This is a genomic window from Acetobacter musti, assembly GCF_011516835.1.
GTDB lineage: Bacteria > Pseudomonadota > Alphaproteobacteria > Acetobacterales > Acetobacteraceae > Acetobacter > Acetobacter musti.
In genome coordinates, this window is record NZ_WOTB01000003.1 from 82,850 (window position 1) to 105,736 (window position 22,887).

At 58.7% G+C, this 22,887-nt stretch carries 25 protein-coding genes; 22 read left to right on the forward strand and 3 right to left on the reverse strand.

What is annotated here, in order from left to right; all coding sequences use genetic code 11:
- Positions 1-9: 9 nt before the first annotated feature.
- From GOB93_RS03295 to GOB93_RS03370, 16 genes are all read left to right on the forward strand, one after another.
- Complete coding sequence (locus GOB93_RS03295; protein WP_173582106.1) at positions 10-393, forward strand: phage tail tube protein; 384 nt, start codon at positions 10-12, stop codon at positions 391-393.
- Entirely contained in the window at positions 390-1,061 is a 672-nt protein-coding gene (locus GOB93_RS03300; RefSeq protein ID WP_173582107.1) for a phage tail assembly protein, read from the forward strand. The genes GOB93_RS03295 and GOB93_RS03300 overlap by 4 nt, the downstream gene beginning before the upstream one ends.
- Positions 1,062-1,219: 158 nt before the next feature.
- Entirely contained in the window at positions 1,220-3,283 is a 2,064-nt protein-coding gene (locus GOB93_RS03305) for a phage tail tape measure protein (RefSeq protein WP_173582108.1), read from the forward strand.
- Between the two features lie 6 nt (positions 3,284-3,289).
- Positions 3,290-4,588, forward strand: a complete 1,299-nt coding sequence (locus GOB93_RS03310) for a DNA circularization protein (protein ID WP_173582109.1) — start codon at positions 3,290-3,292, stop codon at positions 4,586-4,588.
- Complete coding sequence (locus GOB93_RS03315; RefSeq protein WP_173582110.1) at positions 4,585-5,724, forward strand: phage baseplate assembly protein; 1,140 nt, start codon at positions 4,585-4,587, stop codon at positions 5,722-5,724. Before GOB93_RS03310 ends, GOB93_RS03315 begins: the two co-directional genes overlap by 4 nt.
- A gap of 6 nt (positions 5,725-5,730) precedes the next feature.
- Complete coding sequence (locus tag GOB93_RS03320; protein WP_173582111.1) at positions 5,731-6,243, forward strand: phage baseplate assembly protein domain-containing protein; 513 nt, start codon at positions 5,731-5,733, stop codon at positions 6,241-6,243.
- Positions 6,244-6,249: 6 nt separating this feature from the next.
- Complete coding sequence (locus GOB93_RS03325; RefSeq protein ID WP_173582112.1) at positions 6,250-6,747, forward strand: phage GP46 family protein; 498 nt, start codon at positions 6,250-6,252, stop codon at positions 6,745-6,747.
- Positions 6,747-7,859 (forward strand): baseplate J/gp47 family protein, encoded by a 1,113-nt coding sequence (locus GOB93_RS03330; RefSeq protein WP_173582113.1) that lies wholly within the window; start codon positions 6,747-6,749, stop codon positions 7,857-7,859. Before GOB93_RS03325 ends, GOB93_RS03330 begins: the two co-directional genes overlap by 1 nt.
- Positions 7,856-8,449: a putative phage tail protein gene (locus tag GOB93_RS03335; RefSeq protein ID WP_173582114.1), complete on the forward strand. Its 594-nt coding sequence runs from the start codon at positions 7,856-7,858 to the stop codon at positions 8,447-8,449. Before GOB93_RS03330 ends, GOB93_RS03335 begins: the two co-directional genes overlap by 4 nt.
- A 3-nt stretch (positions 8,450-8,452) precedes the next feature.
- Positions 8,453-9,334, forward strand: a complete 882-nt coding sequence (locus GOB93_RS03340) for a glycine-rich domain-containing protein (protein ID WP_173582115.1) — start codon at positions 8,453-8,455, stop codon at positions 9,332-9,334.
- The gene (locus tag GOB93_RS03345; RefSeq protein WP_173582116.1) at positions 9,324-9,512 is read left to right on the forward strand and encodes a hypothetical protein; all 189 of its coding nucleotides are present in this window, start codon (positions 9,324-9,326) and stop codon (positions 9,510-9,512) included. The genes GOB93_RS03340 and GOB93_RS03345 overlap by 11 nt, the downstream gene beginning before the upstream one ends.
- Positions 9,513-9,582: 70 nt before the next feature.
- Positions 9,583-9,900: a hypothetical protein gene (locus GOB93_RS03350; RefSeq protein ID WP_173582117.1), complete on the forward strand. Its 318-nt coding sequence runs from the start codon at positions 9,583-9,585 to the stop codon at positions 9,898-9,900.
- Positions 9,897-10,394 (forward strand): hypothetical protein, encoded by a 498-nt coding sequence (locus GOB93_RS03355; RefSeq protein WP_173582118.1) that lies wholly within the window; start codon positions 9,897-9,899, stop codon positions 10,392-10,394. The genes GOB93_RS03350 and GOB93_RS03355 overlap by 4 nt, the downstream gene beginning before the upstream one ends.
- Positions 10,391-10,924 (forward strand): phage fiber-tail adaptor protein, encoded by a 534-nt coding sequence (locus GOB93_RS03360; protein WP_173582119.1) that lies wholly within the window; start codon positions 10,391-10,393, stop codon positions 10,922-10,924. Before GOB93_RS03355 ends, GOB93_RS03360 begins: the two co-directional genes overlap by 4 nt.
- Before the next feature lie 27 nt (positions 10,925-10,951).
- A complete protein-coding gene (locus tag GOB93_RS03365; RefSeq protein ID WP_173582120.1) occupies positions 10,952-11,932 on the forward strand; it encodes a hypothetical protein in 981 nt (326 codons plus the stop codon).
- A 2-nt stretch (positions 11,933-11,934) separates the two neighbouring features.
- Entirely contained in the window at positions 11,935-15,309 is a 3,375-nt protein-coding gene (locus GOB93_RS03370; protein WP_173582121.1) for a hypothetical protein, read from the forward strand.
- 130 nt (positions 15,310-15,439) lie between these two features.
- On the opposite strand, the gene GOB93_RS22105 is transcribed toward GOB93_RS03370, so the two are convergent.
- The gene (locus tag GOB93_RS22105; RefSeq protein WP_173582122.1) at positions 15,440-17,563 is read right to left on the reverse strand and encodes a glycosyltransferase; all 2,124 of its coding nucleotides are present in this window, start codon (positions 17,561-17,563) and stop codon (positions 15,440-15,442) included.
- A 279-nt stretch (positions 17,564-17,842) separates the two neighbouring features.
- Between GOB93_RS22105 and GOB93_RS03380 the strand changes: the two genes are divergently transcribed.
- The 6 genes from GOB93_RS03380 to GOB93_RS03400 all read left to right on the forward strand — a co-directional run bounded on the left by GOB93_RS03380 (position 17,843) and on the right by GOB93_RS03400 (position 21,556).
- Positions 17,843-18,169 carry a hypothetical protein gene (locus GOB93_RS03380; RefSeq protein WP_173582123.1) on the forward strand — a complete coding sequence of 109 codons (327 nt, stop codon included), beginning with the start codon at positions 17,843-17,845 and terminating at the stop codon, positions 18,167-18,169.
- 365 nt (positions 18,170-18,534) lie between these two features.
- Positions 18,535-19,059 carry a twin-arginine translocation signal domain-containing protein gene (locus tag GOB93_RS03385; protein WP_173582124.1) on the forward strand — a complete coding sequence of 175 codons (525 nt, stop codon included), beginning with the start codon at positions 18,535-18,537 and terminating at the stop codon, positions 19,057-19,059.
- 82 nt (positions 19,060-19,141) lie between these two features.
- Entirely contained in the window at positions 19,142-20,068 is a 927-nt protein-coding gene (locus GOB93_RS03390; RefSeq protein ID WP_173582125.1) for a hypothetical protein, read from the forward strand.
- A gap of 448 nt (positions 20,069-20,516) precedes the next feature.
- On the forward strand, positions 20,517-20,708 hold the full coding sequence (locus tag GOB93_RS03395) for a hypothetical protein (RefSeq protein WP_173582126.1): 192 nt from the start codon (positions 20,517-20,519) through the stop codon (positions 20,706-20,708).
- On the forward strand, positions 20,705-20,839 hold the full coding sequence (locus GOB93_RS21930) for a hypothetical protein (RefSeq protein ID WP_277877202.1): 135 nt from the start codon (positions 20,705-20,707) through the stop codon (positions 20,837-20,839). The genes GOB93_RS03395 and GOB93_RS21930 overlap by 4 nt, the downstream gene beginning before the upstream one ends.
- Positions 20,840-21,172: 333 nt before the next feature.
- Positions 21,173-21,556: a hypothetical protein gene (locus tag GOB93_RS03400; RefSeq protein ID WP_173582127.1), complete on the forward strand. Its 384-nt coding sequence runs from the start codon at positions 21,173-21,175 to the stop codon at positions 21,554-21,556.
- 418 nt (positions 21,557-21,974) lie between these two features.
- Here GOB93_RS03400 and GOB93_RS03405 read toward each other — a convergent pair whose 3' ends face one another.
- Both GOB93_RS03405 and GOB93_RS03410 read right to left on the reverse strand, forming a co-directional pair.
- The gene (locus tag GOB93_RS03405; RefSeq protein WP_173582128.1) at positions 21,975-22,541 is read right to left on the reverse strand and encodes a LolA family protein; all 567 of its coding nucleotides are present in this window, start codon (positions 22,539-22,541) and stop codon (positions 21,975-21,977) included.
- Positions 22,538-22,849, reverse strand: a complete 312-nt coding sequence (locus tag GOB93_RS03410) for a BolA family protein (protein WP_173582129.1) — start codon at positions 22,847-22,849, stop codon at positions 22,538-22,540. Before GOB93_RS03410 ends, GOB93_RS03405 begins: the two co-directional genes overlap by 4 nt.
- Between the last annotated feature and the right edge of the window lie 38 nt (positions 22,850-22,887).

Below are 22,887 nucleotides of genomic sequence, written 5' to 3' on the forward strand. Positions count from 1 at the left end.
GGGGATAAGATGTCCGGATCAGTCTACCGCGGTCCCCTTGGCGGAACCGCGACGGCAACCATCAATGGCGTCGCCTGGAATGTTGTCGGTGAATGTCAGTACGGAGCAGCGGGCACTCAGAACGAAACCGCAAAGGGTCAGAGCGCCGTCGAAGGTTTTCTGACCATGCCTGTTCAGGGCTATATTCAGATGACCCTGCGCGATCGTCGCGACATTGATCCAATGTCGTTCCAGGGGGCGAGCGATCTGACCATCATTGTCGAACAGGCAAACGGAAAGATCATTACTGCGGATGATGCCTGGCAGGTCGAGCAAATAGTCGTAAATACTCAGGAAGGTACATTCGAGCTGAAGGTCGAAAGTGACAGCGTCGTGGCGGATGTCGTGTCATGAACGAGCCGACTGATGCCGAGATTTTGCGGGTTACTGGCTTCCAGGAAGATGACGGAAGTGATGAACGCCGAAAGGACACGGCAAAGATAATTCTGAAAAATCCTGTCAATGGATATGAAGAAATCACACTGAAGGAGCCGACGGTCTATCAGACGCTTGAGGCGGCACGGGTTGTTGGCGCCCGTCCTACACTTGAAACTGTTTACAGTTCTCAGATCGAACTCGTTGCGAAAGTCTCTGGCTGCAGCACAGACTGCATCCTGAAGCTGCCTTCCCGCCAGCTGGATCATGCGGTCGCGTGGGTCACCCGGTTCGAAGAGGAAAGCCGGCGCGATCCGATGCGGCCGGTCGATGAAATTGCTCTGGATCTGTCACCTGAATACGAAATGACATTTCATCCGTCTCTAAAGGGCGGTGGCCGTGATTTCTCCCGGATGACGCTGCGTGAACCCCGGGTGGAAGAAAGGCTTCGGTACAAACAGGGAGAAGCGGCGGGTTCACCTGAAGCGGTGCTCCGGGCGGAAATCCGGCTCGTGGTTGACGTCAGCGAATGGCATCAGGCGGCCGTCCTGAGGATGCCGATCAGCAAATTCGCCCGCGCCGCGGACTACCTGACCGGTTTTTTTCTCGCTGGCCAGGCAACTGGGAATCTCTCCCCGCTGACCTGAGCCAGTTCTACACCGGCTGGACCAGGTCAGAGCTTCTCGGCCTGACGGGATCAGAACTCATCCGGGCGGTCGAGGACGCCAATCGCATCACCGCCGAACAGAAACGTCAGGCCGAGCGTGCGCGGTCAGCGCGACGTTAAGCAGAAACCAGGACATCAATGGCGAACAGTGGCGTAAAAGTTACGATCAGCGCGGTCGATCGCGCGTCGTCGGCGCTGGAGCGGATCAACGCCCGGATCGCAGCCATTCAGGCTCCTGTCCGCCGGCTCCAGTCCGCTTTCGCACGCTTCGCCAATGTGACCGGACTGCGATATCTGCGGACCGGCATCGATTCTGTCAGCAGAAGTGCCGTTGGCACGTTCCGTTCACTGGGGCAGATCGTTCCGGTGCTTGGCTCGATCACCGGCGCCGCCAGTATCGCCGGCGTCTACCGTCTTGCGAGTGCCTGGGCAGAAATGGGCACGCAGCTGCGCACGACGGCCCGGTCCATGGGCATGGCGCCTCAGCGCCTGATGGCCATGCAGAACGCCGCCCGGCTGTCCGGCGGATCCGCCGATGCCATGGCAGGCGCCCTGCAGGGACTGGCCAGCACGCGCTGGGAAGCGATGCATGGCTTCGCGCCGGAGGCAGTGGTCCAGTTTCAGGCGCTCGGCGTGAGCCTCAGAGAGCTGCAGCAGCTCTCACCGGATGCATTGTTCGATCGCATTGCAAAGCGTCTGCGAGCCATCCGGGACCCGGCAGCGCGGACGATCGCCGCGACAAAGATCTTCGGTGGCGCTGCTCAGGGTCTGTTGCCGATCTTTCAGCAGACAGAACAGGCCTTTCAGGCGAATATCCGCGAGGCAGAGCGTCTCGGCCTGATGAATCAGAAAGGAGCTGATGCAGCCGCAAGGCTTCAGCAGGCACAGACAGGCCTGACTGAAGCCGTCGAGGGCTTCGGTTATTCCGTTGCGCAGTCTCTTGAACCGGTGATTACGCCGGTCATCGACCAGATGCGCGACTGGATCGCGGCGAACCGTGACTGGATTGCTCAGGATATTTCACGCTACGTCGGCCAGTTCATAACCTGGCTGCGAACAGGCGGATGGGACACGATCAGGACCGACATCCGAGGTGTTTATGACGAAATTCTGCGAATCGTTGACGGGCTTGGCGGATGGCAGTCAGCTGGCCGTGATGCCCTGATCGCTATCGGCGCAGTCTATGCTGCGCCTGTGCTTACCGGCGTGGCCTCTCTCGCCGGCGGTGTCCTCAGTGTCAGCGCCGCACTGATCCGGATGCGAACCAACGCCGAAGCCGCAACAGCGGCGGTCACCGCAATGAACACGGCCAGTTCAGGCGGCATTCTCGGGATGCTAGGTCGTACAGCCATCGCGGGAGCAGCTGGTTACGCTGCCCACTCAGCTCTGAATGCTCTCGATCCGGGCGATCGTCTTGGAAGCTGGATCGACAGCCATTCAAACACGGCCTCGTTTGTCGATGATCTGTTCTCACGCATTGGCCTGGGCCGGTCCTATGCGGAACAGGCCCGCGTTCAGGCCGGCGTGCCCTATCGCCCGGGAATGCTGCTGCGCGATACGGGCGCCAGTCAGGGTCAGTATGGGATTTATTCCCGGGCTGTCGCCGACATCGAGGGCGCACGGTATAACCAGATGGGCGGTGCCGGCGGTCGTTATGCTGGCCGATATCAGATGAGTCCGGATGCCATCTCAGAGGCGGCCCGTTATCTTGGTGAAACAGCCCCCTCACAGCAGCAGTTTCTGGCAAATCCGGCCATGCAGGAGCGATATTTCGAAGCCTATTCGGATCTCGCTTCCCGCTACATGTCTGTGCACAGCGCCCGATATCGCTCAGCATCGCCCGGCCAGAGGCTGGCTGCCCTTGGCTACGCTCACAATGAAGGAATGGGGGCAGCAGTTAACTGGCTGGAGCGTGGTCAGGTCCGTAGTGACGGCTTCGGCACACCCGGCACCCGATACTCGGACGCCGTTCTCTCCGGCCTGAATGCATCCGGGCCGGATCTCAGCGTCCCGTCCCGTGCATCAAGCGGTGATTCACTTGAGGATACCATCAACAATCTGCGTCTGAAGGTCGAAATCGACCATAAAAACGCGCCGCCTGGCACACGGGTAAGCGTCAGAAGCGCGTCACCGCAACTTGCGGTGCATACCACACAGCAGGTGCGGGCGATGGATCCGCAGAATAGCGCAACCGGAAACTGAGCAGACATGAGCGGCACTCTACTGACGACGGCAGCTGAATATCTTCAGTGTTCGTTCAGGGGGGTTCCGTTTGCCGTGATGGGAAGCGGCGGTTCGAACGGACGTAAACAGGCCGTGCATGATTATCCCGGCCGGGATGGCGTCTGGGTCGAGGATCTCGGACGCGCCGGCCGCAGCTATCGCATTCGCGGCTTCGCGGTGGGTGCTCTGGCTTATACTCAGCGCGACCTTCTGGCTCAGGCAGCGGAGCAGCCTGGTCCGGGTCTGCTGATGCACCCGAGCATCGGACTGATCCAGGCGAACTGTATGCGGTTCGAATGGCAGGAACCGGACGGACGAGGAAATATCGTTGAGCTGGAATTCGAATTTATCGAATATACCAGTCTTCTTTCCACACTGGTTGTCACCGCGCTGCACGCTTCAGTGGCAGCCGCTGCAGTCGCACTGAGTGCGGCATCCGGATCATCTTATCAGTCAAGGACCGCCAGCGCTTTTTCCGGCGGATCGTCGGCTATTGCTGCAGCGCAGACCGTTACTCAGACATGGGCGACCGCTGCAACCGCGGCGATCACATCGCCCCGGGCACAGGCATCGGCCGTTTCCGTGCTGAATGGAAATTATGGTCGTTATGCGCAGATCTCCGGTGCTGAAACAGACAGCTCGGCGACAATCGACGTCGTTCTGGCTGCTCTGACGGAAAGCCGCGCGACGATTGCCGATGCGGTAACGTCGCTCGCCACCATCGATACGGCGTCCGCACTTGCCGGTGCCGTGCAGTCGCTGACCGAAACACTCAGATCTCTGATTGCCGATCCGGACGATCAGATCGCGCTGCTGTGGCCCCTCGCCTCCTGTTCACCGTCCGTTGTGACCTCAACCGCACCGATCGGTGCTGCAATCGCGACAGCCCAGACCGAGACGGCAGCTCTGTGTCGTCGCGCGGCAATCGCCTCGATCGCTCAGGCTTCGTCAGACTGGACCGCGACGTCATCTGCGGATGCCGAAGCGATGGCAGCAAGAATCGTGGCTCTTATCGAGGCGGAAGAGGAGATCGCCGGAGACGCGATCGATGATGACAGCTACCAGGCGCTGCATGAGCTGAAAGGCGAAATTGCTCAGGACCTGTCGAGCCGGGCGACAAAGCTTCCGGACATCATCACGATCACCCGCAACAGCAATCTGCCGGCGCTGACTCTTGCCCAGCAGCTCTACGCTGACGCGACCCGGGCCGATGACCTGATCACCCGGGCCGATCCTGTTCACCCGGCATTTATGCCAAACGAATTCGAGGCGCTCTCCGCATGAGCGGAATACTGGCGCAGATCAGTGCGCTTCTCGGTTACGCCAATCCAACGGAGCCACAGGTCTTTGCAGTAATTGGCAGCCAGCTTGTGACGGGCTGGACCGGGGCGACCATCCGCGTTGGCGTCGAAATCATGCCGTGGACAGCTGATCTCAGCGTCACGCTGTGGCAGCCAGAAGACGGGACAACTCTGACGATTAATGAAGGAGACAGCGCCCAGGTTTATGTCGGAACACAGCTGCTCATTACCGGATACGTCGTGATGGCCGTTGAGACGTTCAGCGCAAACAGCCATGACGTGCGGATACAGATCGCAAGCAAAAGCATGGACCTTGTGGACTGTGCAGCGGAATTCTCGACCTATCAGATGAACAGTACGAACGCGCTGGCAATCGCTCAGCGCGTCGCACAGTTCGCCGGTATTCAGATCATTCCGGTCGACGGTGCCGGGAACACGGATATTCAGCAGTTCTCCGTGATCCTGACAGAAACCGCCTACGAGGTCATCGAGCGGCTGGCCCGGCTGGCCGGCGTTCTGTTCTACGACCGGCCCGACGGAAACGTCACCATGTCTGTCGTCGGATCGAAGCGCGCCAACGGCGGATTTCTGTTTGGTCATAACATCGAAAGAATGACATCCGTACGTTCGATGGCTGGCCGATATTCCAAGATTACCGCCATCATCCAGAATACGGCGATGCTGTTCGCTGAGCCGGGAGATTCAAATTACGTCAGCCAGATGGACGCGATCTCAGGCAAGGCGACAGCTACGGATCCGGGCATTACGCGCACACGCAATCTGCTGATTCCGATTGAGCTGGGCGACGCGAATTATCAGGTCGCTCAGCAACGGGTGCAGTGGGAAGTCAACAGGCGCTGGGGCCGGAGCCGTCCGGTAACGCTCACCTGTGACAGCTGGTTTGATGACGACTCCGTTCTCTGGGCACCGAATACGATCGCATCCGTCACAGGGAAAAATGGCGCCTCGGTGGATCAGGTCATCGGTGAGATCACCTTCCACAAAGGCTCCGATGGAACGCGGGCGGATATCGTGCTGATGCCGCCGGATGCATATCAGCCGGAGCCCATTCTGCTGCCGGCACAGTCCAGCGAGGCTGTTCAGGCGATCAACAGCTGAGGTCATATGGTCACTCCCCTGTCCCGTCTTGCCCGCCGTGTCTCCATGGCGCTCGGACTGGGGCGGCAGACGTCCGACACGGACGAAACACAGTCCACGCCCACGCTGCAGGTGGTTCTACCCGGCGGTGAAATGCGCTCGGACGTGCCGCTGCTGCAGCTCTACGGCTTCGCCAGCCGGCCGGTTCCGGGGAGCGATATCGCTGTCACGTTTCTCGCCGGTGACCGGTCCAGGGGCGTCGCCATAGCCTGTGGCGATCAGCGCGGGCGGCCTTCCGATCTGGAGCCCGGTGACGTCGCGGTTTTTCATCCGCGGACCGGAAGCCGGGTCTGGCTGAAGGCAGACGGATCGATTGTCCTGAGTCCTGCGGAAAACAAGCTGACGATTAACGCCGACATCACGGTCAACGGGTCGATCAGCTCGTCCGGTGACGTCACTGCAAACGGAATTTCGCTCGAACAGCACGAGCATACAGGTGTTGAGAGCGGATCCGGAACCTCGGGACCGCCGAAATCCTGAGGCATCATGGATATTGCAATCACGTGGAACGTCGCGCAGGCGCGCGGTGACTGGACGATCATCAACGGCGATCTGGCACTCGATAACCCCTTGCGCTCAGCCATCATGGTCAGCCTGTTCAGCGACCGGGTCGCGCCGGAGGAGCCGTCGGCGACCGATCTTGCCGTCGGCATTCAGCCCCCGGGCAATGCCGCGACAAGCGCCATGAGCGATCGGAGAGGATGGTGGGGAGACGCCTGGGCGGATCTGCCGATCGGGTCGCGTCTGTGGCAGCTGCGGAGGGCCATCAAGTCGGGAGAGACGGCGATTCTTCTGGAACTGAAACAGGTCGTTCTGGAGGCGCTTAAATGGCTCATCGATGACGGCATCGCCCAGGCGGTCGATGTCACGACCGCCTGGAGCGTCATAAGTCCTGCCGCTGTCGAGTTCGCGGTTACCGTGACTGAGCCCGGTGCATCGCAGCCTCAGACATTTCTTTTTTCGTGGGCCTGGGAGGGCTTGTAGTGCCGTATTCACGTCCGACGCTCACCGATCTGCGTCAGCAGGCCCTGCAGGACGTCCAGAGCGGTGGTATTCCGGGTGTGGTCCAGCTTCTGCGCTTCTCAGTGCTTTACGTTCTGTCGGTGGTGCTGGCCGGACTGGCACACCTCCACTACGGCTATCTCGACTGGATCGCACAGCAGTCTGTTCCCTGGACCGCGACGGATGAATATCTGGAAGCCTGGGGCGCGCTGAAAGGAATTTACCGCAAGCCCGCGACCGTCGCGTCCGGACAGATCAGCTTCGTCGTGACGACGGGCGCGGATATTCCGTCCGGGACTGCTCTTGTGGTGGACGGTGTGGATGTCATCACCACAGCGGACAGCGTGGTGTCAGGCACGACGGCAATCCTTGCCTGCGCGGCGGCCAGTGCCGGCGCAGCCGGGAATATCGCCCTGGGTGCGGTTGCGACCTTGTCCAGCCCGGTAGCGGGTGTGCAGACAACCGGCACCGTCTCGGTGGCCTTCACCGGCGGGGCAGATGAGGAGATCGACAGTGATCTCCGAACCCGGATCATGGCCGCTTACGCCAAGGGTGGTGAAAGCGGATCAGAGGCTGATTTCGTCGAATGGGCTGAAGCCGTCCCCGGCGTGACCCGCGCATGGGCCAATCCCCTCGGCTTTGGCGCCGGGTCGGTGGTTGTCCACGTCATGTTCGACACAGCGCGCTCCGCTGAGGGAGGCTTCCCTCAGGGCACAGACGGAGCAAGAGCCGGCGATGACCGGTATGCTGCCGCTACAGGCGACCAGCTGCTTGTAGCGAATGCGCTTTATGAAAATCAGCCGGTTGAATCGCTGGTTATCGTTTGCTCGCCTGTCGCGCAGCCGGTCAGTTTCGTGATCGCGGATCTCGGCGACGACAACACATCCGATAACCGGGCTGAGATCGAAGCCGCGCTGACCGATATGTTCCGGCGACTGTCAGCCCCGGGCGGGACGATCCATCCGAATTACTGGAACGAGGCGATCGCAGCGATCGGTCTGTCGCAGTTCAACGTGACCACGCCGGCAGCGCCGGTGACCGCAGCAAACGTCGGTTCAATGCCTGTTCTCGGCACTGTGGAGTTCTCGGCGTGACATTGCCGTCGTTCTCCGTCGCGGATTTTAAGAAGGCGCTTCTCTCCCTGCTCCCGCGGGGCCGGATCTGGTCGCGTGAGCCGGACGGTCTTCCCGCGCAGCTGATGGAAGTCTGGGCGCCAACTTATGTGCGCCAGAGCGCCAGGGCAGCGAATCTCATCGTCGATGCGTTCCCTGCCACGACCACAGAACTGCTGACGGAATGGCAGGAGACGCTCGGTCTTCCTGACCCATGCGCGGGCGATAATCCGACACTGGCTCAGCAAAGGTCGCAGATCGTATCCCGCCTGACTGATACAGGAGGCTGTTCGGAGCCATACTTCATCAGTCTGGCCGCAGCCCTTGGCTACACGATCACCATCACCCAGTTCACGCGGTCGCGGTTCGGTCGCACTTTCGGGACCACGTTCGGCGGCGATGCCTGGTCCTATGCCTGGCAGGTCAACATGCCCGAATTCACGATCTCCCATCTGACGTTCGGCGATCAGTTCGGAAAAGCCTTCGCATCCTGGGGCGATACTGTCCTCCAGTGTGAATTTGAGCGCCTGAAGCCAGCTCATACCGTTCTGATTTTTAACTACGAAAGCTGAGACATGGATCTTCTGATCGCATCAAACTCGGTGCCGCTGGCCAGCGCTGACACGGTTCCGACATCAGGAACGCCTCAGTGGGCAACCGACGGAAATCCGGCAACGGGAGTGCCGGCTACTGGCTGGCCCTCGTATCACTACAATATGGTGATGGGGGAACTTTATAATCTCGTTGTCGCGGCCGGTCTGGCGCCGTCAGGCTCCGATAAGACGCAGGTTTTGCAAGCGGTTCAGGCTTTGTGCCTGGCAAGCACAAAGGCCCCTGGTACGCTGGTCCAGTCCGGACAGGCCGGAAATTTCACGGTTCCCGAAGGGATTTATCGAATTACGTTCATGCTCGCGGCGGGTGGCGGCGGCGGCGGCGCTGGCGGCGGGAATACGTCGTCTGCCGTTTCAGCAGGTGGCGGCGGCGGTGGTGGTGGATGGCTAAAAGCCATAATCTCTGTCCAGCCGGGCAATAACGTATCGTGGGTTACTGGCGCGGGCGGCGCGGGCGGAATCAATAACGGTTCGTCAGGGGGTGCCGGCGGAGACACAATTCTCTACGTCAGCGGCAAGGAGGTCGTTCGCGCTACGGGCGGGACGGGCGGCATCAATGCGACTGAAGGATCGGTGGGTGCCGGTGGAAGTGGCGGAGCGGCGACCATAACTACTGCGACTGGCTACTGCACTGAACGTGGCGCAGGTGGTGGCGCCGGCGTTTACGCCGGAAGCTCTCAGGCATGGGGCGGAATTGGTGGTCCTTGCTATGGCAAATCGGCTGTTCAGGTGACGGGGACGAGTCAGGTCGGACAGGCCGGCACCACAGGCGGAGGCGGTTCTGGCGGCACGGGCGTGAGCGGCGGCGGTGCCGGCGGCGCAGGCGAGGTGATCTATGAGTTCTGATGTGGTCTATGCTGTGTATCTGACGGAGGCTGCTGACGGTCATCCCGTCGGATATGTCGTAAACAATGTTATGTGGACCGGCTCCGGGACGATGACGATTCCTTCCGGGCAGGCGTGCGTTTCCGATCCATCACGGCAATACCCTATCGGCTCGGTTTACGAAGCCCCGTCATCGTAACTGCTGCCGCACAATCCGACCCGATCCGACCCGGCCACCGCGCCGGGTTTTTTTATTGCCTGGACCAGACATGCCCGCAGCCATTCCCGTTCCGGATCTCGCCGGCCCGTTCGTTACCGTACGCGAATTCGACAAGATGGAAACCAAGGTCGATGGCCTGTCCCGCGACCTCACGCGTCTGGAAACCTCCGTTTCACATACGGCCGTTGAGCAAACGAAAAAGCTCGACATGCTCATTGAAAAAGACAGACAGCGGGAAGAGCGGGAAATCCGTCGCGATCAGAACATCAAAAGCGCTGTCCGGCTATGGAGCCTGCTCACGGGCGGCGGCGGCCTGATGATTTACGGCGGCCTGCAATGGTGGTTTCACGGAGCGCCACACCCATGAGCGGTCTTGATCTGTCGCAATTCAAAAATCTTATTGTGAGGCCAGTCGTTGTCGCGCTCGGTCTTCCCGGTGATATCGAAGCGCGTACGGAGCTGCACACTGGTATTGCTCTGGTCGAAAGTGGCCTGAGCCATCTTCAGCAGATCGGGAACGGACCGGCTCTTGGCGTCTGCCAGATGGAGTCGGCAACTCACGATGATACCTGGGTAAATTTCCTTTATTACAGACCCGACCTGGCCTCGTCTGTCCGCACATTCATTCCTCTTCGCTTTGCTCAGAACTCGGTTCCTGCTTCCTCCTCTCTGATCGAGAGCCTTTCATATTCGGTCGCGATGGCGGCAGTCCGGTTTTACCGCACGCCCGTTGCTCTCCCCGCCCGTGGTCTTGCCGGAGCTCAATGCGCTGCCTGGAAGGCCGGATACAATACACAAGCCGGTGCCGGCGCTGTGGATTACATGCACATCGCTGCTTTCCAGAAGGCCATAGACGCATGACCATTCTCAACCTTCCGGCCGGCTTCAATCCATCTCCAAACAGGGTATTCCGGGTTCCGCCTGCCGCTCGCAGGGAGGAGCCTCCTGAAGAGTATCTTTATGGAGTAGCGCCACCAAAACACGAGGAGAAACACAGGCCGCGCCATCACAGGTTCGATGAGAAATCGTCAGAGGACGTTCTTGATTACACATTCGATTTTACCGAATGGCTGCAAGGAACGTCAGATACGATTACCGGGATCACCCCTAAGGTCATGAATCCTCTGGGCGGCGATTTTGATCTTACAGCCGTCATTCAGGGCGTCTTCAACAGCACGAAGGCAGTGATTGTGCTGGCGTCAGGTCCACCCGGAAGCGAGGTAAAGCTCAACGTCACCATCGGAACCGCTCAGGGGCGACGTAAGACCGTGCGCGTCATTGTGCCGGTTAACAGCGACACTGAGCCGACGGCGCCTCCTGATCTCTCAGACGGCGTCCTCACGATCGGTGGCGTTCCGATCACCATTGGCGGCAACACGCTCTCTCCCTGAAAGATCTGACAATTGAGGAAACAACCCATGAGGCGCATTGCAGCCATCATGCTGGCTTCGGCTGCCCTGATCTCAGGAACGGCTCTTGCTCAGAGCACCAGCTCGTATGAGGTATCCGGACTTCCGTCGGCCGGAGCGTTCCAGGCTGGCGATGCGGTGCCGATGTCGCGAAAGGTGGCAGGCGTATCGACTCCCTACCAGTTTGATCCGTCTGTTGCCTTCGCGAACGCGACGGACCCCAAGGCATGGCATCTGACATCGGATCTGGCAGCGGCCCTGGTGACCCCAACGGGTGGAACTCAGGTCCTGCTCGGCGCGGAGCTGACAGCCATTCTTCAGCAGGTCGCAACCGCTCAGGCCGCTGCCAATGCGGCTCAGACAGCGGCTATGGCAGCACTGACCACCACGACCGGTGATGCCCGCTACGTGAAGGCCGGGGGTGACGTATCGACCAACACGGTCACGTCAGGCGGGGTGACGACAACACTGGCAGCTCTGGCTGCTGAGGTCGCGGCCGGTAGCAGTGGCGGAACGGTTACCGGCATTACGCAGGCGGAAGCTGATGCTCGTTACTGGCAACTGACGTCGAATCTCTCCGGCGCAACCGTCACATATGCCGGCGGCTCCACAACTCTCGGTGCGGCTCTGTCCGCTGCAGCAGCTTCCGGATCCGGAGGATCTGGTGGGACCGCCACGGTTCCGGTGACCACAACTGCCAGTCCCGGTGCTTCTTACGCGATTGCGTTCCCGGCGTCCGGGAGTGTCGCTTACGACATCACCCCGTCTGAGGCGATGGCGCTCACACTGAGCGGCGGAACAGTTGGTCAGGAACAGCGGGTGACAGTAGTCATCCGGCAGGGCGCGACGGGTTATCCGGTGACTCTCCCGCCCAACGTGATCTGGGCCAGCACCACGCCTGTCATCAGCACGACGGCCTATCAGGCAACAATCCTCACATTTTACACCGATGATGGCGGCGTAACGATCTTTGGGAAGGCTGGATTCTGACCATGACAAAAGTAACCGGTCTCACTCCATTCGATAACGGTACTCCGACTGCTGGAGGCTCCGCGACTAGCCTCAAGCCCGGCGATTTCTTCCAGCCGACCGGTGTCATGTCCGATGCCGCCTTCACGACTCCGATGCAGGCTGCAACTGTTGAGTCGTCCGGTGTCGTTGTGCGCCGCCCCGGCCATAGCGTCCTCGTCGATCCGACGAAAAAGCTGCAGAAATGGATTGCAGTCGGCGCGTCGCTGACCGGCGGCTCGTGCTACAATCTTCAGGTCAGGATGAGTGCAGCGCAGCGGAAGGCGTACCTGACTGACCTGATTGTCAATAAAGGCTGGAAGCTGTTTCGCGTCGCCTACACCGGGAACGACTTTGACTATCAGGCCTACTGGACGCCATGGGATTCCGGGACGTTCGATCCCACGAATTTCATGGAATACATTGTCCCGACCCTTCTGGACATTCTGGCAATTGACCCCACGGTTCAGTTTCTCTGGTCTCCGTGGACACCACCGGCTGCACTGAAAACGACCGGGTCGCTCGTTGGCGGTTATTTCTCGTCTTCAACAGCCAATCAGACAACATACGCCGGTTATATCAGTGCTTTTGTCACCTGGGCTGACAGCCTCGGCATCCCGGTAAACTATCTGACGATCCAGAACGAACCGCAGGTCGACAGCGCCTCGTATCCGTGCTGCTGGATGTCGAGTGCAGATCAGATTGCAATCGGAAAAATCCTGAAAGCAAACTGGGCTACTCAGACTTTCCAGACTGGTGTGACGCCTAAATTGATCGCAGCTGATACGTCGTATTTCGTCGCGATTCACCTCTCCGTTAACAGCGTCTTTTCCGACTATATCGGCGACTGCCTCGCCGCGGGCTGGGATGGATACGGCGTCCACAATTACTCAGGCTATCCGGCGCAGATGGATGCGACTCTGGCCGCGCTTACGACGCCACCCGGCGTTGTCCTTGGCACTGAATGGATGATGGCTGAGCCGTCCGGCTCTGTGACGCTGGACAGCCAGGTGAGGAGCCTCGCGGGGCAGTATTTCAAGGATATGATGAACCGGGGCCTGAACGGCCTCATGATGTGGAATCTGATCCTCGATACCGCAGACAATGGCCCGGCCAACGGTCAGATCACCAATGACCCGACATGGGCTGGCTGGTGGGGCGCGTGTACGCACGTCGACGCTACGACAGGTAACGTGACCTATGCGCCTGATTACTATATTCTGAATCACATCAACCGGACGTTCGGTCCGGGCGGGACAAGGCTGCAGTGCAGCCCGGCGTTCACCACTGGCAGCGGTGCCGCTGATCTCGTGGTCGAGGCGGGCCTTTATGCTGACGGGGCCACGCGTGGCGTTTTCCTCTGGAATCCGACCACTACGGCCATGACGGTGACGGTGATCGACGGTGAGACGGCGACCGGATATCCCGTGTCCCTTCCGGCGAACAGTTTCGGGTCGTTCACATGGAGCGCAGGCGACGTTGTTCTAACTGGTACTACTTTCACCGCTCCAGGCGCTGTCACCAGCCTTACCGGGACGTCTGCAAATGGCGTGAACACTATCAAGTGGGCAGCTCCGACTGCGGTCGGAGACACCGAGATTGGCGGCTATATCGTCCTGCGCGGCGGTGTTCCGATCCGGCAGGTTTCTGCATCAACGCTGACATTCTCAGAAACTTACGGCACGGCCACCTACTCCATTGTGCCATATAATGCGGGCGGAATTTCGACGGCGACAGCTCCGACGGTAAATGTCACCGGCACGACTGCCGGCGCGACATCCTACACGCTGACAGGTTCGACCTCCCTGTTGCAGGGGCAGTCGAGTCCGTATGTCATTACGCCTAATGGTGTCGTTTCAACTGCCGTCACGGTGACGCTGGCGAGCACGCTGGCCGGGTCATTTGACGAAGCGACTGTCACGCTGCCGGCCGGATCGTCGGCAGCGGTAACGGTCAACTTTACGCCGAGTGCATCTGGGACCGGCTCCATCTCTGCATCGAGCGGAGGAGCGCTCACAGATCCTGCAGCAATCAGCGTGACAGCGGCCGCAGCGACCACGACATATTCTGTCACCGGACCTTCCGCTCTGACTGTCGGAACCGCCGCGACGTTCACTGTGACCCAGGGTTCAGGGACACTGGTCAGCGATACCATTATCACCCCGGCCCTTACGGGCATTACCGGGACGATCTCGCCGACGACGGTCTCCTTCAGCGGAGGGACGGGGCAGACTGCGACCTTCACGGTTACACCAACGGCGACCGGCACAGGCACGATGTCGTTTACAAACAGCCGCAGCCTGACAGATCCTTCAGCGCTTGCGCTCACGGTTTCGGCGGAAGCGGTTCCGTTCTCGAATTACACGCTCGGCCTTTCTCCCGCTTCGGTCTCCGCAGGCGGCAGGTCGACAGTAACTGCAACGCCGGGGTCCGGTGCAGCGAATACGGCTGCAATCGTCGTGACTTTGTCCGATGGCGGCGCAGGAGGATCGTTTAGTCCGGCAACGGTGACATTCGCGGCCGGTAGCACAGCAGCCGTGACCAGCACTTACACTGCGCCAACGACGGCGCAGACAGTGTCGATCAGCGGAACGAATAACGGATCGCTGTCGAACCCGGCATCGGCATCTCTGACGGTCACGGACGCAGTCGCTAACACGGTGCTTGCCGTCACCGGGACCTCCGGCGCGACTCTGTGTGGAACCGCGGCGTCAAATAACTTCCCGAGCACTACGGGGATTGTTGGTGCGTCCGCTGTGATCGGTATTTCAGCACCGTCGCAGGTTACGGCCAATGTGTTCATTGCCGGTATCGGTTGGGCGTCTGACGCGAATCATGAGAACTCGCCGGCGGCTGACACTCTGTGTTCGCTGTGGCTCGGTGCAGGCGGGACAACAGGCATTCCTCTCGGAATGTTCTGGACAGCCGCTAACGGAGCGAGCAACTATATCTGGCCAAAGACTGTGGCGCCGATCACCAACGGAAAACTGGCAGTCGCATTGTTTGTGAATACAAACACGACAGCAGGGACCGATGGTTTCGGCAATGCGATCGCAGCCAGTACGATCAATCATTACAACAGCACGGACGGCGGCTCGACCTGGACTCTTGTCGAGACAGGAACGCCGGGCAACAGCAACACGGGCATTAACCCGACACCCAAAGGACAGGGCGTGCTTGCCTACAACTTTGGTACGGGCTCGATGAACCTTTACAAAGCGACGGTTTACGACGGATCGACCAAACTCATTGACGTGGATATGTCCACCGCGACCGTCGGAGCTTCGACGTTTACGGACAAGACGAACAACGTCTGGACGGTCGGCTCGCCTAACGTCGCTATTGCGGCTGCGTCATAAGGGGGGATTATTTTCTCTGCCGTAAATACATGTCGCGCCCGGCGACCCATTCTCTACGCTCGACGGGATCTGGCGGTGCCAGATTGGTGGAGAGACCATTCATGGCATTTTCATATCTCTTTGGAGGAGTTTATTCCTGTCCCCACGCTGCTTGAATTTCCTTAGCCAGCTCTGGATTACATTTCCGGGCAAAGAAGCAGGAGTTGTCCAGAATCTTCGGAAGATCGGCTCTGTGCAGTTTCCTTAGATCAATGGGTTCAAGAAGCTTTTGCTTCAGTGTGCGGTGCTCGGGAACACGCTTTGTAATATAGTGAGTTCCCTGTTCGGCGGCGTCCGGGGTAGTCACAGTGAACGTCTCGCCACACTGGCGCAAATAGCGAACAAACAGCGTATTGAAATAGATTTCGTCAGGCGCCAGTCCCCAGAGTAACGTCCTATCAAGTTCCCGGTGAGGTTCGATAAACCACTCCGCAACAGACCTGGACGCCGCGAAAAATTGCGACCCCTTCCATAGGTCATCCAAGGAAACACGACGCTCCAGAGGGATTTCTGGAGCAATTTTTTTGTAGAGATTCCATAAGCGAGCGTGAAAAATGCTCTTTTTCGGATTTAGAAACTCGATGTCACACGGCTGGAATTTCGACACACTGTAACGACCGAAACCTTCAGATGAGAGATTTTTCGGATCAATCTGGCCCCAGATCGAAAACAGATTTCCATTCCCTGCCAGCAATGCATCGTTGACCGCGGATGGAGATCTGGTCGGGAAGCATGCACCGCTAATAAGGACAAAACGCTCATTGCTCTTATCTTCAAGCGCCGCTTTGATCACGTTTTTCATCGCACGAACAACCGAAAAACCACCCCAGTTTACGTGGACTCTGTTTTCAGTGATCCGAACACGCGAAATATCATCAAACCGGAAAGCCCGGTCCACTTTTGTTTTCGCATCAAGGTGAATGTATACGCGGGAACGCGGATCCGAGAGTAAAGCATTGACGAGAAGATCGAGCTGCTCGTTCTGAGAATGAGCGAGGATCATGTAGGCGACTGTTGGGTTTTCGTTTTTAGGTGCGCTGGTCGGGCTATGATTTCCTCTCGGTTCTGTCGTCAGTCGCCTGCTGCGACGGATATCCTTTATTCTGTCCTTTACGGAGGCAGGCAGCATCATCCGGAATGCGATTCTGGCGAAAAGAACAGGCCAGCGTGAAATTGGCACAAGCGAGAGAGCGTCTTTCCATCGGCTATCAAGCATAATTCTGATGCCAGCAGACAGGATACCTTCCCTGAATTTTGTGTATCCATGCCTCCTGAGGAGGCCGCTGTCAGAACGAACCGCATAACGGATAAACTGGATATCTGTTATGTCGGGCTCGTAAGGGCGGTAGTAGCAGAGTTCAACGAGCTTTGCTGATACGGCCGATCTGAGCCAGGTGAGTTCTGTGTCTGTAAGGACTTTTCTTGCTGCCTCGACCATCTCACCAAGTGAAACGGCTGCGTTGATCCGGGTCATTAATTCTGAGGAAAAAATGATGTCCTCTGCCTTTTTGGACCGACGTTGCTCGGATATGGCAGCTAACTGAGACCAGACGGCAAGCTGCCGCCCTTTGACGATGGACTGGCTGGATATGCTTCCTGAATGGACGCGGTAATCACCCAAAGGCTCCGGGAAAATATACATGCTTCCGACATCATTAAGACGCCATAGCAAATCGGAATCTTCTGCGACCGCCAGATTTCGATAGCCTCCCACAATATCAAGTGCACTGCGACGAACCATGAGCATGGGCTGCAATAAATAAGGTTCGTTGGCTGGTATTGACCAGCAGTCAGCGGCATCGAGGTCTTTACGTGATGAAATCGTGCCGCGAGGAATGCCATTTTCATCTATATGTCGACCGACAGAGCTCACGGCCACGCAATCCGGATTTGCCTCCAGGTAAGCCAATTCTTTTTCAAAACGAGCCGGATAGGATATATCGTCTCCATCGTGCCGCGCGATGTAAGGGGCATCGCAAAATTTCAGACCGGCATTCAGCGCCGCAACAATTCCGGCATTTTCCTGTCTGTGATAGACAATGCGCGTATCCGAAGCCCGCATATCTTCTACAAGCGGCCTTGTAGTATCGGTCGACCCGTCATCAATAATGACGATACGAATGTCGGAAACAGTTTGCCTCTGTATACTCTCAACGGCACTTTTAAGATATTTTGCAGAATTATACGTCGGAAGAAGAACATCTATACGTGCCACGTATTTCCGCCTTTGAAGTTTAGCGAAACGTTACTTCGCTTAACCCGGCAACACAAGCCGCCCCAGTGGGCGGCTTTTCCTTTGATCTGACCACACAATCAAACCCCACCCGGCGATCACCCGGGTGGGGCTGATGAGTGCTGCCGAAAGAAACCGCGGAATTGCTCCCGCGGGGACGACTATAAGCACGTCATCGTGACGAACCCGTTAGCGCGTCCCGCATCCCAGAAAAATAAAACCTCAATTTTGAGCATTTATCTCTAAATAAAAAGGAATCTCATGGACCCGATAAGTAACCCCATCGCCTATGCGCTCGCGCAACTGATCGGCCAGTTGCCGGGTGTCTGGGCGACGTGGCTCATGGCGACATGGGCTTTTCTGTGCGCGACCAGCAATCTGATTCTCGTCCGCTGGAGACCCCCTGACGCCGGCACGAAAATGGCCGTGCTATATCAGATCGTCCGGCTGCTCGCCCTGTCCCGTGGCTTCAATGCTGCAGCATACGGGCCGGGATATAAGCCACTCCTTATTCCGAAAGACATGCCTCGCGATCAGGCCGCCGCAGCACTGGACCTGCATCCGGACCAGACGAAGCCCCGCAAATGATTGCCGGGGTTTTTCGCTTTTCCTCTGATTCATCAAGTACACGGTATAGAATATTTATTATATCAGCTGCATTTTCTCGATCACCAGCAAGAAAAAACTGGTCTGCAATGCCGATTAACTGACGAACTATCATTCTGGTGGGTCCTATTACTCTTCAGCGGCCCACTGACGCTGTGCCGTCTTCCGGCATGCTTCATTGCAAACCGGTAATATTGATGCCGAAAGTAATGCAAATTGATCTGCGTCAATATTCATTGTTTTTTCCGCGAAAATCGCTTCCTCATGCCCGATAGATACGGGCCGGGACAAACACCCTCATCAGCCGCTCCACGCCGGGGCGGCTTTTTTTATGCCCGGAGCACACCATGACATCACTCTCCCGTCGCAACTTTCTCCGCAACGCTGGCATCGGCGCTGCTGCTGTCGGACTCGCCGCGTGCGCCAAAACAACCGATACCAACGGTAACACCACCTACACGGTCCAGACTGCAAAGATCCTGTCCATCGTGACCAGCATCGAGAGCGGTCTGTCGCAGCTTGCCACGTCTGCGACCGTCGTTTCGGTCATCGGGACCGCCAATGAGACCAAGCTCACCGCCGCTTTGCAGAAAGTCGCAGTCGTCACAGGCGAAGTCGCAGCGACAACCGCCGAGACGGTCTCAGTGACGGTTGCCAAAAACTGGCTCAACACCCTCGAAAGTGCCGTATCCGCCGGTCTGGTTATCCTGAATGGCTTCTCGCCACTGCTGCCAGCAACAGTAAACAATGTCGTCGCTGCAGTTGGCGCCCTCCTGCCGGCGATCGAGGCGGTGATCGGCGCTGTCTCTCTGCGCGGCACTCCCTCAATGAGCCAGGCGCAGGCTCAGGCAATTATCGCACAGGGCCTGTGATGCCCGTGGCCCTCACCCTCGCGGCGGTTTTCGTCGCGGGGAACCTCTTCACGTTCTGTCTCTGTAAGGCTGCTGACCGATAATGCGCCCCGAACAACTTCACGTCGTCACCGCCCGCTCTAACCCGCTGCGGTGGCAGGTGCCCGACCGGATTTATCACGAGTGGGCCGAACATATTCTCCAGTCCGGCGCGAAACTCACAGTGGTCGAATGCCAGTACGGGGGCAGACCGTTCACCTGCCATGTTCCCGGCGTCAACCATATCGGCGTCCGGGCAAACACGCTGGTCTGGGAGAAGGAGCGGTGCCTGAACATCGCCATCGCCGGGCTGCCACAGGACTGGCAGTACGTTGCCTGGATCGACAGCGACATCTTCTTCCGCCAGCCGCACTGGGCGCGTGAGACAGTTGAGGCGCTCCAGCTCTTCGATGTGATTCAGCCCTGGTCCGACTGCTACGATCTCGGGCCGAACGGCGAACATATGCAGCTTCACCGATCCTTCTGCAGAATGTGGATGGACGGCGAGACGATTAAGCAGGGACCGAACGCGCACCGGTCGCCATACCGCTTCGCGCATCCGGGCTACGCATGGGCGGCAACGCGCCGGGCCTTGACCGCGACGGGCGGACTACTCGACACCGCGGCGCTTGGATCTGCTGACCATCACATGGCGCTGGCTCTGATCGGTCGCGTCTCGGAAAGCTACCCCGGCAATATCAGCCACGATTACAAAAAGCACTGCCTCCGCTGGCAGAAGCGGGCGATGGCATCGGTGAACGGCAATATCGGTGCGCTGCATGGATCGATCGAGCATAAATTTCACGGTTCCAAGCTGGACCGCGCTTATGAAAGTCGGTGGGATATTCTGACGCGGAATGATTTCCAGCCGGACGAGGATCTGATCCGGAACACGTGGAGCGCGTGGGAACTGGCCGGCAACAAGCCGAAGCTGCGCCGCGAGATCGAGCGTTATTTCCGTCAGCGGAATGAGGATGCGAACGTGTGGTGATCCTGCTTGTACGCCCCTTCTGTTCGTACTAGGTGTCGGAAATGTCGCGATCTGTCACATTCTCTGGCTCTCCCACGAAGACTGAACGTCTGGTCTCGCCGGAGGCATTCATTGACCCACGCCTGTCCGGCAAGGGTGGTCCACCAAAGCCTTCTCCTGAAAAACTTAGATTGGCTTTGGATTTATGTCGCGAATGGGTGAAATCAGGATCACCCAAAGCTACCCGATGGACAGGGAGCAGCCCGCGAAGTCTTCGTGGCATCGCCGCGAGGACCGGCGTTTCACGCGCCCACGTTCATCGGATCGCCGAATTGGTGCGGAAAGAACGTTACGCCGACCAACGCTCGCCCCTGAGAAAGAAATTTGGTGAGGAACCTCTCGCGCCAGGACTGGGCCTTCTGATGATGGACCCTCGATGGCGCGAGTGGGTGATGAAACTGCGGAAGCGATGACCGACGACGAACTGAACCATCTCGCCGACAAGATCGCGCTCGCCGTCGCTGATGAACTCGACAAGCGCGACAAGCCAAAGAAGCAGGCGGAGATTGCGCGGCAACAGCAGCAGGGGCGGCTTGAGTCGCCATACACCGCACAAGATGAGGCCGTTGCCAAAGCTGCATACAAGCGGTTGTTCTCATGACCCTCGACCCGCTCTCTGTCCTCGTCGGCTCCATCGGCGGCGCTCTGTCGGTCATCGGGCTGACGGCGCTGATCCTGCGTGACAGGGCCCGGCGTGATCCGTTTGGGAAGGACGGGTCGGATGAGGGGTAAGTCTCTCAACGAGGGATAGCCCCCATGTGTGCGGATACATGCCTGGACAATTGGATCCACGCCCTGTGTCACTTAGCTCGACGAATTCATACGGTCGATGGCACGTCGAGCACGTCAGTTTCTCAGCAAGGGCACGAATCGCCATCTTTGCGACCGAAGGCCGATTCCTGATCACGTAGCGCAACCCTGCGCCAGAAGCGTGCCCGCACACACAACGGGCATGAATGTGCAGATCCAGAGCGGCGCCAATCTCGACAGGCGCCCCCATGAGCATGTCATCCAGAGCCGGATGCGTCGTGTGGTTGCTTCGTCCTTCCATAATGAGAACGGAACATGAACATATCGATTCGTGTCAATCTTCTTGCCCTGCTGGTTCTATCCGCCTGCACATCCCTCCCGCACGAAGCCCGCAGCCTGATCGGCATGACACGCCCGGGTCTCGTGGCCTGCGCGGGTATCCCAGACCGGGAAGAATACCGCGACAGTCAGGACGTGCTGGTGTGGAAGCAGGACACCCAGACTCAGGGCGCCATCGATCTGAAGACGCCGCTTTCATTCGAGCTTGATCTCGGTGGGCATGGCACTTGCCACGCGGTTGCGACACTGAAGGACGGGCGAGTCGTGACGATCGCGTTTACTGGTCCGAGCGCGACGATCGAAGGTCCGGATGGAGCTTGTCGACCGCTTCTCAGGGGGTGTCTTCGCCCATTCCAATAGTGCGAGCCGCCAAGATAAGGAGGCTCGCACTATGCAAACTAAAAGTGTTGAAATTACAGGGTAAACCTAGCTCCTTCTAAGCTGTGGGTCGCTGGTTCGAATCCAGCAGGGCGCGCCAAAAATCCCTTATAAATCAGTTACTTGTCGTATTAACCTACAGTTCGGATTAACGAATAATCCACATTTGATGGCTGGCACAGGCTTAGCAGAGTAATTCCACGTTTCTAATGGAATCAGGGACTTAGCCGTGACCAACAAATTGCCGCAGGCAACAGCTTTTCCAGATCAGCACAGTCCAGGCACTCTGGACCTGGCGAAAGTACAAGCTTCATACGCGCTTCCCTGACTGACAACATTCCCTGATTTGAAACCGGAATATGTTCTGAAGGCCCAGGAGAGTTCGCCGACGTTTCCGGCGTTATCCCGGACCTTCAATCCGCAGTGTTGTGACGTGCTGCCGGTCATCGACCAGAACGATTCCGGAAAGGGCGAGCTCGCCGGGGCTATCGGTGAACTGGAGGGTCAGCAGTCCATCGGACATGCGATCGGTTTTTGCCAGTGAAATCTGCAGCGTGCCAGGGGCGTGCCTGACCGATGTGACGGTGACCGGTCCGCTGAGGCGCACTGGCTGTGCGAGCAGCAGTCCCAGTGGCGTGTGCGACAGACCCATGCGGGTGACGGCGCCGTTTTGCGGATTGGTCAGGACGAGATGTCCGTCGCCGGCGACGAGGGTCATGCCGTGGGGGATGGTGTAATCCAGACGGAAGTTTCCGGGGACATAGCTCATCACGCCGGAACCGGTTCCGCCGTCGGGAAAGGTCTGGGAAAAGAGCAGTTTCAGCGATGGCTGTTCGTTGAGCCAGGCTTCCACACGGGCGACGTCGCGCTGGTCGTCTCCTGACAGAAGCTGGCTTCCTGATCCGGCGCAGGCTGTCAGGGCGAGGCCGGCGAGCAGCGCGGAACGGCGTGTGAGCGGAGACGTCATCGGGCGGCCGTCTCGGCGGGCGTGCGGAGCGACAGGGCCAGAGCGTGCAGCCCGGCTGCGAATTCCGGCTTCAGGAGATCGTGAATCATCCTGGAGCGGGCGACACGGGAGACCCCGTCGAAGGAGTCGCTTACAATGGTCAGCCGGAAATGTGTTTCCGCCATTCCCTCCTGGGGGCCGCGCGGCCGGCCGATATGCCCGGCGTGCCGGTCGCTCTCATCCATGATCTCCAGCGCCGCCGGCGACAGCTTCTCCTCCAGCAATGTCCTGATGCGCTGCGCGCGGGGTCCTGTTGCTCTGGCGATCATGACATCCGGTCCTCTGAGATTTTTCGGTGGCTTCCACA

Bases quoted from the DNA above. Each gene is read 5' to 3' on its own strand.
- GOB93_RS03295 (WP_173582106.1), top strand. From the start codon at position 10: ATGTCCGGATCAGTCTACCGCGGTCCCCTTGGCGGAACCGCGACGGCA.
- GOB93_RS03300 (WP_173582107.1), top strand. From the start codon at position 390: ATGAACGAGCCGACTGATGCCGAGATTTTGCGGGTTACTGGCTTCCAG.
- GOB93_RS03305 (WP_173582108.1), top strand. From the start codon at position 1,220: ATGGCGAACAGTGGCGTAAAAGTTACGATCAGCGCGGTCGATCGCGCG.
- GOB93_RS03310 (WP_173582109.1), top strand. From the start codon at position 3,290: ATGAGCGGCACTCTACTGACGACGGCAGCTGAATATCTTCAGTGTTCG.
- GOB93_RS03315 (WP_173582110.1), top strand. From the start codon at position 4,585: ATGAGCGGAATACTGGCGCAGATCAGTGCGCTTCTCGGTTACGCCAAT.
- GOB93_RS03320 (WP_173582111.1), top strand. From the start codon at position 5,731: ATGGTCACTCCCCTGTCCCGTCTTGCCCGCCGTGTCTCCATGGCGCTC.
- GOB93_RS03325 (WP_173582112.1), top strand. From the start codon at position 6,250: ATGGATATTGCAATCACGTGGAACGTCGCGCAGGCGCGCGGTGACTGG.
- GOB93_RS03340 (WP_173582115.1), top strand. From the start codon at position 8,453: ATGGATCTTCTGATCGCATCAAACTCGGTGCCGCTGGCCAGCGCTGAC.
- GOB93_RS03345 (WP_173582116.1), top strand. From the start codon at position 9,324: ATGAGTTCTGATGTGGTCTATGCTGTGTATCTGACGGAGGCTGCTGAC.
- GOB93_RS03350 (WP_173582117.1), top strand. From the start codon at position 9,583: ATGCCCGCAGCCATTCCCGTTCCGGATCTCGCCGGCCCGTTCGTTACC.
- GOB93_RS03355 (WP_173582118.1), top strand. From the start codon at position 9,897: ATGAGCGGTCTTGATCTGTCGCAATTCAAAAATCTTATTGTGAGGCCA.
- GOB93_RS03360 (WP_173582119.1), top strand. From the start codon at position 10,391: ATGACCATTCTCAACCTTCCGGCCGGCTTCAATCCATCTCCAAACAGG.
- GOB93_RS03365 (WP_173582120.1), top strand. From the start codon at position 10,952: ATGAGGCGCATTGCAGCCATCATGCTGGCTTCGGCTGCCCTGATCTCA.
- GOB93_RS03370 (WP_173582121.1), top strand. From the start codon at position 11,935: ATGACAAAAGTAACCGGTCTCACTCCATTCGATAACGGTACTCCGACT.
- GOB93_RS03380 (WP_173582123.1), top strand. From the start codon at position 17,843: ATGGACCCGATAAGTAACCCCATCGCCTATGCGCTCGCGCAACTGATC.
- GOB93_RS03385 (WP_173582124.1), top strand. From the start codon at position 18,535: ATGACATCACTCTCCCGTCGCAACTTTCTCCGCAACGCTGGCATCGGC.
- GOB93_RS03390 (WP_173582125.1), top strand. From the start codon at position 19,142: ATGCGCCCCGAACAACTTCACGTCGTCACCGCCCGCTCTAACCCGCTG.
- GOB93_RS03395 (WP_173582126.1), top strand. From the start codon at position 20,517: ATGACCGACGACGAACTGAACCATCTCGCCGACAAGATCGCGCTCGCC.
- GOB93_RS21930 (WP_277877202.1), top strand. From the start codon at position 20,705: ATGACCCTCGACCCGCTCTCTGTCCTCGTCGGCTCCATCGGCGGCGCT.
- GOB93_RS03400 (WP_173582127.1), top strand. From the start codon at position 21,173: ATGAACATATCGATTCGTGTCAATCTTCTTGCCCTGCTGGTTCTATCC.
- GOB93_RS03405 (WP_173582128.1), bottom strand. From the start codon at position 22,541: ATGACGTCTCCGCTCACACGCCGTTCCGCGCTGCTCGCCGGCCTCGCC.
- GOB93_RS03410 (WP_173582129.1), bottom strand. From the start codon at position 22,849: ATGATCGCCAGAGCAACAGGACCCCGCGCGCAGCGCATCAGGACATTG.